Origin of the sequence: Streptomyces sp. NPDC006259 (assembly GCF_042870975.1) — a bacterium.
Taxonomy (GTDB): Bacteria; Actinomycetota; Actinomycetes; order Streptomycetales; family Streptomycetaceae; genus Streptomyces.
The window spans coordinates 1-10,538 of record NZ_JBIAHY010000016.1 but is presented as its reverse complement, the minus strand read 5'-3'; the positions used below and the strand labels follow the sequence as shown (position 1 = coordinate 10,538).

Genomic DNA, 10,538 nt, shown 5'->3' with positions numbered 1-10,538 from the left:
CGTGTGCACGGTGTCCATGGGCTCATGTAAGCAGCCGGTACTGACATCCAGGGCGGCGGTTCGGTCACACCCGCTCTCTCACTCAGGGAACGAAAGGCCCAGCTCACGCAGGCGGGGCAAGCACACTGCGAGGCATTGCTCCACGGACGCGGCATCGGTTCGCACAAGGACGTCCTCGCGCAACGGCGCTCCACTGGCGACGAAGGTCCAAGGCTTGCCCTTCTCTGCCATCCGCTCAGCGTCGGCCTTGAACAGCACCGTTACGCCCTGTTCAACCAGAGCTTCCATACCGTCCACCGGCACTCTCCCCTCCCGAAGCGCTTCCACGTACTGCGGCCGCAGGGTGGCACCGCACGGGGCAGGGCCCCGGACTGCGACGCGCAGTCCGGGGCCGTGCTGCCGTATCGGGGCTCTGCTGCCGAACCAGGCACCGCCGGTCGCGCTCAGCTCCCGGCCGCCGAGCATGCCGGACCTCTCCGGCCTGGACCTCGGATGCCCTTTCCGTGCCAGTCGCCCCCGGCCAACCAGTCCCCTGTCGATCGAGCGGACGATCTCCTGGCTGTCCGGCCACCGCCGACTCAGATTGAGAGGTTCTGAGGACAGAAGACTCAGGGTGTTGAACCAGCCCTCCGGCCCGGCTCGGGGCGCGGCAGAGGTACCCCCTGGGGTGAGCTTGGCCCTGTCGGGGATCTTGAAGTGCAAGGGCTGCCGGCATCGCAGGGGGTGAGCGCGGCGGAGAACGCGGTCCGGGCGCGGCGTGGGTTACGAGGCCATCAGGTGACGGCTGGGTGGCCCGGGTGACCGAAATCGGCCAATACGTGAGCCAGCATCCACCTGACGCCATCACTTTCTGGTGGCTAAAGTGGTGGCATGTCTGTGACCACAATGACCCTGCGCGTGCCCGCCGAACTCGCCCCCTCTCTTCGCGCGAGCGCGGAGGCGGCCGGCCTGAGCCTCAATGCCTATGTGGTGCGCGCGGCGCGCCGTCAGGCTGTTCTCGACGCGGCGCAGCAGCTTGCCGCGCTCGGTCTGAACGAGGACCTGGCGGGCGAGGGCGACAGCCTGTGAAGCGTGGCGAGATCTGGACGCTCGCTGACGGCCGCAACGTCCTGGTCGTTTCCCTCAGCGGACTGGAAGAGGCGTTCGGGGTCGTTGTCGGTATCGTGCTGCACCCTGCGGGGCGTTACCCCGACACCGCCATGTCCGTCACCATCGGCGATCCGTTCCCCTGCACCGCGGTGGCCGTCAACCTCCAGCAGCTGCGCGCCACCCGCTTCGACGGCGCCAAGTGCCTGGGCGCCGTCGACCGCGAGGCGATGAACCGCGTCGACCACGCCCTGCGCGCCGTCCTCGACCTGTAACACCTTTGGCGCGGCCCCGGCTCGCCACGTACCACCGCTCGCCGAACTTCCCTGCTCCCTTCCTCCGGCCGTTTTCAAGAGTTGCCATCAACGCAGGGCTTTCCGAGTGGCAGGGCAAGTCCGGGCGGGTGATGGTGGTGTCAAGGGGCGGTGACCCCGGAGGCAGCGCCACGTCGCTGCTCCGCTCGTCGGACGTGCGCGGCCGCAGCGAACTGGCGCCAATGGCCACACACACGTAAGCACCCCATGGAGGTTTCCTGTGGTGTCTCTTCGCCTGCTCACCGGCGCGGCCGGTACCGCGCTGGTCCTCGCGCTCTCGGCCACAGCGGTACACGCCACGCCAGCCGTCGCGGCAGACAACTGTGCCAAAGCGCTCGCGGTCGCCGAGAAAACACAGAAGGACTACGACTCCTGGCTGAAGTGGTACAACGACTTGATCGCTCAGGGCGGTCACCCCGGCATCGCGGAGCAGCAGGCCCTGGCCGACGCGAAGGCCGACCGCGACAGGACGGCCTCCCAAGCCCAACGCATTTGCGGCCCATGACCCCATGCCTTCGCGACCGCGGCACGTGACCGGCCCTGCGGCAGGGGTGACCGGTTCCGGGAGCTCAATTTCTTCCTTGGTGATGTGGAAGGGATGCTTCGACCTGCGGGGCTCCGGGGGCCAGCGGGAGTATCGGTGGCGGTCAGGCTCATGAGAAGACTCCCTCGTGTTCTGCGGTGAACCGCAGCTCCGCTTGCGGGTGACCGCAGTTGCATCACCGTTCCGGGTGACGCTTGGCGGCCACCCGCGGGTGGGCCGGCGCGGTTCAGGCAGAACTCCCGCTATGGCGGCGTTCATGCAGGTGCGGACTCAGCCCTGGTCCTCGGACGAGGGGTAGATCCGCCACAGCTGGGAGAGGTTGGGTCCGCCCCACATGCGGGTCAGGCCCACCAGCCGGTCGTTGCCCTGGAGGTGGTCTGCGATGGCCAGGACGTAGCGCGGGTGCACCACCGAGACCAGGTAGAAGTCATTGCCCCGCTCCGCGTGGGAGACCAGCGGCAGTGGCCATGCCGGGATGTCCGTCGCTCCCTCATGTCGCTGGCTCGCCGGCGCTCACTCCGGAGCCTCGCGCGCGTCCAGGCGAGCCCAGACCGGTCCGAGAGCCTCCAACGCCTGTCGGTACACCTCATACGCCTCGTCGAGTACGGCGACCCGGTCGGCGCGGGGTTCGTGGCGCCTGAGTACTTGGGGGGTGGCGCGCGGGTCCGTCACGTCGTCGAGCAGTCCGACGGCTGTGGCGGCGAGCAGCGCCGCTCCCCGGGCAGCACTCTCCTGCACGTCGGTCACCACGACCGGCCGCCGTAGGGCGTCGGCGAACATCTGGCTCTATACCGCACTGTGTGCGGCCCCGCCGGTCAGCCGGGCCGCAGCCCCGGTGATCGGCAGCTTCGAGCGGAGCGCGTCGACATGCCAGCGGTGGTTGAGGACCACGCCTTCCATCAGGGCCCGCAGCAGGTGGCCGCGGCCGTGCCAGCCGCGCATCCGAGGAACGTCCCGGACGCGGGATGCGGGTGCGGGGAGCCGTAGACGAAAGGGTGGAACAACACCTCCGACGGACCGTCCAGGCATGCCTCGACCTCGCGGCCCATCGCCTCGTGGACGCCGTACCGCTGGTCGGTCGGCGCACCGGTGACCCGCAGGAACCATTCCAGGTTTGCCACCGACGCGGGTGAGGTGGACATGGTCATCCACTGGCCCGGGCGGACGAAGTGACGGACCTGCCAGCGCGGATCGACGACCGGGCGCTCGCTGACCACCTGGTTGATGCTGAACGACCCGGCGATCAGGCACAGTTCGCCCGGCGTCGTACCGCCGATCCCGAGTGCGGCGGCATCGACGTCATGGGCCCCCGTGACAACGGGCGTGCCGGCGGTGAGCCCGGTGAGCGCCGCGGCCTCACGGGTGACGGTTCCGCTCACCGCGTCGCAGGGCAGCACGGGCGGCAGCAGGCCGGCGAGCGCGCCGAGGCCGTACAGGTCAAGCAGCTCTGGCGAGTATCCGCCGCGTCGCATGTCGGTGAACGAGGCACTGGCGTCCGTGGGATCGGTGGCCACCGCGCCTGTCAGTCTCAGGCGCAGCCAGTCCTTGCAGGACAGAAACCACCGGGCCTGCCGAAGCACTCCCGCCTCGTGGCGGGCGAGCCAGGCCAGCAGGGCGGCCGGGGAGCCAGCGAACGGCACCGTGCCCGACAACTCCAGGGCGCGCGACCAGACCGGAGTGCCCCGCCACTCCACCAGCATTGGTTCGGCGCGTGTGTCCATCGCCACGATCCCGGCGCGCACCGGCAGGCCGAGCTCGTCGACGGCGTACAGGCCGCGCCGTGCCCGGCCAGTCCCACCGCGGCGACGGCCCGCCGCGCGTCCGGTCCCACCTCGGCGAGACAGGCGGCGATGGCCTGGAACGCGGTCCGCCACACCTCGTCCATATCCCTCTCCACCCAATGGGGTCGAGGGGTCTTCAGGAGCACTGTGCCGCTGCCCCGCGCCACCGCTCGGCCGGTGGCGTCGAACAACACGGCCTTGGTCACGGTATGGCCCGCGTCGACACCGAGCACCAGTTCACGCGCCACAACTCACACCCGACCCAGGCCGCAGGCAGTGTCCGTCGCGGCGCACCGGCCGGTCGCCGCGAGTCCGGTGACGAGCCGCGCCGAACGCAGCGTCGTGTTCGCGCCGGAGCCCTTTGGTTGCCGCTCAGACAACGCCGCGCCCCGGTCCGAAACGGGCCGCACACCTCTGCCAGGGCGTCGACGTACCCGGCGGGGATCCATCGATCACCCGTGACCAGAACGCACACCGGGGTCTCCTCGCGTGCCGAAGCCACCATCCATCGGGCCGATCGTCCCACGTAGCCGGCCGACGGGTGAGGAGGTTGTTGATGAAGGCCGGGCCCCGATGGCTGTAGCCGTTGTGCTCCTGGCGCCAGCCCTCACTGGTCAGCAGGTAGTTCAAGCTGCTGACCGGACGCGGCACGCTGATGCCTGACCTCTTCAGCAAGCAGGAGGACCAGCGGGACGCGACGGCGGATGTGCCGAGCTGCGACATTGGGCTGCTGTCCCGCCGTCTGGTGGCCCAGCCCGACTGTGTGTCGCCCGCCACCCGGGCGTCGCCGGCCTCGGAGCGCCGATGATGTGGTCGCCGGGTGCCCCCGCAACCCGTCCAGGCATTCAACGGCTCCCTGTGGGACCTCCGCCGTCATCCAGGCAGCCGACTTCCTTTACTTTTGAGCCGACGCCTCAAAATGACTTGATCGTTACGACGTTCCTTAGACACATCCGACGAGTTCCAGCCAACTATCCGAGCGTCAGTCGCCCTTCTACTGTACACAGGTGACTTACTCACTCATGTCGGATATATACTTCTCGTCCGCCTGCGCCCTGAATATTCTAGGGGATTGGGGCCCTTTTCAAGACGGCAACAGCAAAGGGAGCGGGTCATTCCTTAGTGCCCTTCAGTTCAAGCTGCAAAACATCGATTTTGCGACACACGGAGGGCTTGTGGTAAGGAACGCCTTTGCCGGAACCGGGGTGGGCTATGTAGGTTTCGGTTCAGAGCCCGCACAGCTCCCGTACGGGCACACACGCCTCACCAGAAGGGGGAAACGATGAAGCTCATCAAGTCTGCTCCGAAGCCCAAGAAGGTTGTCTTCTCCGTGATGTACAACGCCAGCTGAGCAACACTGCGGAGATGCATGAGCGCCCGGGGCGGACAACCGCCCCGGGCGCTTCCGTTCGTCACTCTCAAGGGGGAAATCTTGAACCGTGTCACGGTTGAGGCGCGCAGGAAGTCCATAGGCTTTCTTCCGGTCAAGGCTCTGCTCAGCTCGGACCGTACGGATGGCTGGCCACGGGAGGCTCTCATCGGGCTGAAGCTCATTTCTCCCGATGACCCGGCTTGCGCGGTGATGGAAGAGACGGAGAGTCTGACCGATGCAGCGCAAGCGCACGATCGTATCCGCTTCTTCCTCAAGGACCGTCTGGTCCGCAACTTCCGGGATGTCGGTCGGGCGTGGATCGGGGATTCTGGCCCGATCTTGGTCGAGGTCGTCGGATGTGAGCACCTGGACGAAGGAAGCCGCCTCTTCTTCGAGACGCTGGCCACGCTGTCGACCGAGGTCACGGTGCGGTTGCTCCCTGGAGCCGCAGACGCGGACATCTCCCTGAACTACGAGGAAAATGGCCGAGAAAGGCGTATTGAACGCCTCTGCTCGGCCACCGGCAGGCTGGAGGAGAGCGATCTTGAATTCCTCCTGGAGGAGACCGATCGGTATCTAAGCTTAGGTGACAGCTGGTCGTCCGAACGAATACTGCAGATCATTCTTCAGCATCGCGCCGAGCCGGCCGTCTGGGGAAAGCTCGGACTTTCCTATGCCATGCAGGGAAGGACGATGGAAGCCGAGTTCTGCTACCTGCGCTGGAGGGAAAGCCCGTCGGTGGTCGCCGCTGCAGGTGCGGACTACGCCCTGTCTATGCTGTATGCGCGCCACCATCCACCGTTTCTGCGGTCCTTGGACAAGACGGCTGAGTTTCTGGAGCACGGCTATGCGATGCTCCAAGACACGCAGTCGGCGAATGTCGAGAACTTGGACTTCCACAAGGTTTTCAACCGGAACGGTTACGCGCTGGTAGAATTCCGGCGCGGGAATGTCGAGGAGGCGATCGCGCTCCTCACCGACGGAATAGCCCATCTGCGCTCCGGTTCCGCGAAAAACCATATGCATCAGACCGTGCTCATCTACAATCTTGCGCAGTGTCACCGTCGATCAGGCAATCATGCCCAGGCCATCGAGGTCTACGAGCAATTGCTGGATCTCGACGGCAAGATGCCGGAATATCACATGGAACTGGCACACTGCCACTTGGACCTCGGCAACTTCCCGAAGGCCCTCGAGTGTCTGCTGACCGCCAGGACCCTTGGGCCTTCCATCCAGGAAGTCCACTCGCTACTGGGCTTCACCTATCTCAGGTTGGACAGAGTCCACGAGGCCGTTAGCTCGTACCGTGCCGCCCATGAGTACGCTCCAGACGACCGCGACGCCCTCTATGACCTGGCGTACGCGTTGGGTGAGAGTGAAGACCCGGCACCCGCGCTGAAGTTGCTGCTCTGTGTCGACCTCTCGGACCTTTCCGCAGAAAGCGCGGTCAAGTTTCTGACCTTGGCTGCGGAGCAGCACGCGGCTGTTGGCGACCTGACCTCGGCTCGAGAGGCGCTGGAACGGGTGGTCATGCTTGCTCCCGACGACTCCGACGCGCGCGCCAACCTTGACCAGGTAGTTGCCGCGATGACCGAATGAAGGTGACAAGGCGTTCCATGCGCAAGAACTCCGACCCCAAGTCCCACGTCACTGGCAGTCGGCGACTGGCTGCGTTCACATTCCTGTTCTTCTCGGGTATGTGGCTGTCCAAGACGGTGCAGCCCTTGTACTTCGAGCGCAACGGACACCTGATGGCGTTCGGCCTGTCATACACAGCGATGGCCGTCGCCGGCACGGCATCGGTTTTCATCGGGCGACTGGCGGACCGCTGGGGCAGTCGGCCCGTCTTTCTCTCGGGCGCATTCCTGTACTCGGCGGGCATGGCCCTACGGGTGGTGCACGCGGTGCCTGTCGTCGCCATTTTGTCCGGCTTCATCGCTGGTATCGGCGCTTCCGGGGTCTTCATCGCGATCCGCACATGGATCGTGCACCACACCGAGGAGGATCAGCGGACGGGGATCGTCGCCCGCCGGGAGTTCATGAACCATGCCGGGATGGCCCTGGGCACAGGTGCGGCGGGCGGCTTGGCCGCGCTGGCCGGGGGCGGGAACCGGGGATACGTCTTCGTGCTCCTTCTGGCAGCAGGCTGTGTGCTGACCGCGGCCCTGGTCGTTCCTCCCGACCGCACGGCCACCGAGAGGCAGTCCGCTTTCGACGGGAAGAGTCCCGCTGACGGGGGTGGGACCCCGGGTCTCGTCCAGACATTGCGCAGTCATCGGGCTCTAGCCCTTGGGGTGGTGGGACTCGGGCTCCTGATGGGCTTCTACGCCAGCCTCCTAACGCCCTACTTGCCGCTGCTGCTCAAGGAACGCGGAGTGCCCCTTGAGTTCGTCGGTGTCGTACTGGCCGCGGCAGGCCTGAGCAGGCTGACCGCCGCGGCAATGGCCGGGCCGGTGCTGCGCCGACGGCCACCGCTGCGCGTCTTCATGCTCTCAGAATCCGCGTGTGCCGTGGCCACTTTGATATTGGCTCTCTCCGTAAGCCCGTGGATCGCTGCCGCGGTGCTCATCCTCCGAGGAGTCTTTCTGCTGGGGGCGACCGTGTCTCAGGAACTGCTCCAGCTCGGCGCCTTTCCCAGCGCTGTGGCGGGAGCCTTCTTCGGCTTGGTCCAGAGCGCGTTCCTCGCCGGCGACGCACTTGGTGGTGCCGTCGGCGGCTGGCTCTACCAGAGTCTGGGCAGTGACCGCACGGTCATGGTCGCTACGGTGTTGACCGCCGCGAACGCCATCTTCGTCCCGTTGTTCTACGGACGCCTCCGCGCCCGCATGAGCGATACCAGCAAGGAGCCCGCGCATGTCCCTGGCTGAGGACTTCTTCAATGAGCGCAACCAGCACCTTTTCGCCTGGCAAGACGGTCCTGTGATCGGCTCCCTCTCCCCCGACGGCTGGCTGAACGTCATCGAGAGGGACCACGCAGGCGGGCACCGCGTCCTCTTTCGTCGTGAGCTCGACGCCGATGCGATCTTGTTCCTGGGGAACCGCCAAGTCATGGCCCGGCTCTACTTGCAGGACGACAGCCGCCTGACCATCGCGGAGACGGCACTGGACGGCAAGGAGACGCACCGCTGGGCTGATCTCCCCTCTCCTGAGACCGGTGCATGGACGTTCCACGACGTTCTGGAGGGCACCGACCGAAACGGTCAGGACTCGCTCGTACTCATCGTTGAGGACGAGGAAGGCAACCGGCGGATCCTCGAAGTCTCGCCCAGCGGTGAGATGGGCACTCACATGCTCGAGAACGCGCCTCCCGGTGAATTGATCTACTGGAACGCGGCAATCGACGCCGCGGTGCTGAAGGAGGATCGTGGTCCCTGGTCGCCGCTCCTCCGCTTGTGTGTGCCATCATCCGGTGAGGTCACGGGTTCAGTCGTCGGGCGCTGGCTCGACGGCCAAGACGGTACGGGCGTGGTCCTGGCAGACGCCACGGACACCGGCGCGGAGCCGTCACTGAGCCTGTGGAACCTCACGGACGGGGCTCTGACCGCTCTCCACTCTTCCCATGGCCCATACGGCTGGATAGAAGACGCCCGCTTCATCCGCGGCGGCACGAGGAGACCTTCTCAGCTGCTAGCTGTCCGCACTGTGGAAGCCGACGACCGTCTTGACATCATCGATCCTGCCGACGGCAGTGTCCGACCGCTTGGTCCGGACGCCCCCAGGTCGGGGCGACTGCGAATCCGCATTGCGAACCACACCGGCATCGGCCTGTACGGCCTGAGCACGCTTGATTCCTCTTCCTGGCACTGGATCAGTCCGCAAGCGGCTGTTGCCACCAGCGTCGGGCAGATAACGGCCCACCCGGGCAAGGCGGCTTGTCGGCACGCTTGGCTGGAGCACACGCCGGCCCTGATCTACGCACCCGATCGCAGCCCCGCCGCCATGGTCGTGTCCCTGCACGGCGGCCCGGAATCCGTCGAGCGCGACGAGCTTCGCTGGGACGGCCTGTACCGAGAACTGCTGGATGCGGGGATCTTGGTCGTCGGCCTCAACTATGCCGGGTCAGTCAGCTATGGATCAGATTACCAGCGACAGCCGTGGAGCGACTGGCAGGGAGCCTTCCAACGGGACTTCAACGCCTGTCTCTCCGAAGCACGAGCGCGCGGGATACGTCCTGGAAGCATTGCGCTGCTCGGCGGTAGCTTCGGCGGATCTCTCGCGCTGCTCGGCTGCGTCCTCAACGACCAACTTGCAGGCGCCGTCGCATGCGCCCCGCTCGTCGACCTGCGTCGCCATATGAACCGAGCGGTCGCAGCGGACACTCATTACGGGAGATGGTTCGCAGAGCGGTTCACCATGGCGCCGGACTCCACAAGCCCACATCCCGTCTTCAATCCGGGCCGACTCTCGGACACGGGACATCAGCCGGTCTACCTCATCCATGGAGATCAGGACGAGGTCATCAACTGGGAAGACACAGCGCACGCCGCTGCGCTCGCCAAGGCCCACGGACGCCCTTGGACGTTCATCCAGGAACGCGGCATGGGCCACGTTCCACTGAGCCCCGAACAGTCAGCCGAGCGCTACCAGCATGTCCGCAATGCCTTGCACTCGGTCTTGGGTATCGCATAGGGACGTCATCCCACGGCCCGCCCACCCCCTCCGGGCGAAGTTGTTATTCCATCCCGCTACGCCGGCAGGTGGGGCGGCTGGCCGCGAGGCGTTCCAGGACGCGGTAGACGTGCGGGTTCTGTGCCTCGAAGGCGTGGAAGTGCTCGGTGATGGCGCGACCGCGGCGGTGCGGGCGATGTCGGCGCGCCCTGCTCACGGAGCAGGGAGACGACGCCGAGCATGACGTCGCCCACGGCCGTGGTCTCCAGCCTGTTCCGCTCGACGAGCGTCCGCAGCGGCCAGCGCAGTGAGTCTCACACTGTGCAGCGCCTCCCCTTTTTTGGCCCCTGCCCGGAGGGGTCCGTACGGTGTCGCGGCCGCCGTGGCGGGTCCGATCTTTCCGGGGGAGGGCTCCGGGACGTGCGGACGTTCGCGGCCGGGACCTTGCTCATGGCGGCCGTGATCAGCTTCGGTGCGATCCAGCGCAGCTTTGTGCCATATGTGGGAGCGTCGGGGGCGACGTGCAGGCGGCCGGTGTCTGCGTCGATCTTCATGGAGGACGTGCCTGGCGAGTTCGGGCGCGGCTTCGGCGAGAATGTCGTCGAACTGGGCGAGGACGCTGCTGCCTGCGGCCGGGGCGACCGTGCCGCGCTCGGTCATCGTCATGCCGATTGCCGCACCGAGCCCGAGCGGCCCGGCCGTCACGGCGTACGACGGTGCCGGTGCGTCGCTTTGGCTTAGGCACTGTTTCTCGGATCTCCTGACGTGAGTGGGGTGTTGGGGTCAGGCTTGTCGTATGGGCCGTGGGGATCTGACGAACGCGGAGTGGGACC

The 10,538-nt window shown here is 66.5% G+C and carries 11 protein-coding genes and 1 pseudogene; 7 read left to right on the top strand and 5 right to left on the bottom strand.

Annotated features, from left to right (window positions below; all coding sequences use genetic code 11):
- Window positions 1-78: 78 nt before the first annotated feature.
- Complete coding sequence (locus ACFYO5_RS37810; RefSeq protein WP_388718297.1) at window positions 79-288, bottom strand: hypothetical protein; 210 nt, start codon at window positions 286-288, stop codon at window positions 79-81.
- A 582-nt stretch (window positions 289-870) separates the two neighbouring features.
- Between ACFYO5_RS37810 and ACFYO5_RS37805 the strand changes: the two genes are divergently transcribed.
- The 3 genes from ACFYO5_RS37805 (at window position 871) to ACFYO5_RS37795 (ending at window position 1,905) form a co-directional block, all read left to right on the top strand.
- A complete protein-coding gene (locus tag ACFYO5_RS37805; RefSeq protein WP_388718294.1) occupies window positions 871-1,068 on the top strand; it encodes a YlcI/YnfO family protein in 198 nt (65 codons plus the stop codon).
- Window positions 1,065-1,361, top strand: a complete 297-nt coding sequence (locus ACFYO5_RS37800; RefSeq protein WP_388718291.1) for a hypothetical protein — start codon at window positions 1,065-1,067, stop codon at window positions 1,359-1,361. The genes ACFYO5_RS37805 and ACFYO5_RS37800 overlap by 4 nt, the downstream gene beginning before the upstream one ends.
- Before the next feature lie 262 nt (window positions 1,362-1,623).
- Window positions 1,624-1,905: a hypothetical protein gene (locus ACFYO5_RS37795; protein WP_388718288.1), complete on the top strand. Its 282-nt coding sequence runs from the start codon at window positions 1,624-1,626 to the stop codon at window positions 1,903-1,905.
- Window positions 1,906-2,214: 309 nt separating this feature from the next.
- On the opposite strand, the gene ACFYO5_RS37790 is transcribed toward ACFYO5_RS37795, so the two are convergent.
- From ACFYO5_RS37790 to ACFYO5_RS37775, 4 genes and pseudogenes are all read right to left on the bottom strand, one after another.
- Window positions 2,215-2,355 carry a hypothetical protein gene (locus ACFYO5_RS37790; protein WP_388718285.1) on the bottom strand — a complete coding sequence of 47 codons (141 nt, stop codon included), beginning with the start codon at window positions 2,353-2,355 and terminating at the stop codon, window positions 2,215-2,217.
- Window positions 2,356-2,457: 102 nt separating this feature from the next.
- Window positions 2,458-2,724, bottom strand: coding sequence for a hypothetical protein (locus ACFYO5_RS37785; RefSeq protein ID WP_388718283.1), 267 nt, complete (start codon window positions 2,722-2,724; stop codon window positions 2,458-2,460).
- 119 nt (window positions 2,725-2,843) lie between these two features.
- Window positions 2,844-3,919, bottom strand: a pseudogene (locus ACFYO5_RS37780) (FGGY family carbohydrate kinase).
- Between the two features lie 178 nt (window positions 3,920-4,097).
- On the bottom strand, window positions 4,098-4,448 hold the full coding sequence (locus ACFYO5_RS37775) for a hypothetical protein (protein WP_388718281.1): 351 nt from the start codon (window positions 4,446-4,448) through the stop codon (window positions 4,098-4,100).
- 709 nt (window positions 4,449-5,157) lie between these two features.
- On the opposite strand from ACFYO5_RS37775, the gene ACFYO5_RS37770 reads away from it, so the two are divergent.
- The 4 genes from ACFYO5_RS37770 to ACFYO5_RS37755 all read left to right on the top strand — a co-directional run bounded on the left by ACFYO5_RS37770 (window position 5,158) and on the right by ACFYO5_RS37755 (window position 10,446).
- Window positions 5,158-6,696 (top strand): tetratricopeptide repeat protein, encoded by a 1,539-nt coding sequence (locus tag ACFYO5_RS37770; protein ID WP_388718278.1) that lies wholly within the window; start codon window positions 5,158-5,160, stop codon window positions 6,694-6,696.
- A gap of 17 nt (window positions 6,697-6,713) precedes the next feature.
- Window positions 6,714-7,964, top strand: coding sequence for an MFS transporter (locus tag ACFYO5_RS37765; protein WP_388718275.1), 1,251 nt, complete (start codon window positions 6,714-6,716; stop codon window positions 7,962-7,964).
- Window positions 7,951-9,726, top strand: coding sequence for an alpha/beta hydrolase family protein (locus ACFYO5_RS37760; RefSeq protein ID WP_388718271.1), 1,776 nt, complete (start codon window positions 7,951-7,953; stop codon window positions 9,724-9,726). Before ACFYO5_RS37765 ends, ACFYO5_RS37760 begins: the two co-directional genes overlap by 14 nt.
- 429 nt (window positions 9,727-10,155) lie before the next feature.
- The gene (locus ACFYO5_RS37755) at window positions 10,156-10,446 is read left to right on the top strand and encodes a hypothetical protein (protein ID WP_388718268.1); all 291 of its coding nucleotides are present in this window, start codon (window positions 10,156-10,158) and stop codon (window positions 10,444-10,446) included.
- Window positions 10,447-10,538: the final 92 nt, after the last annotated feature.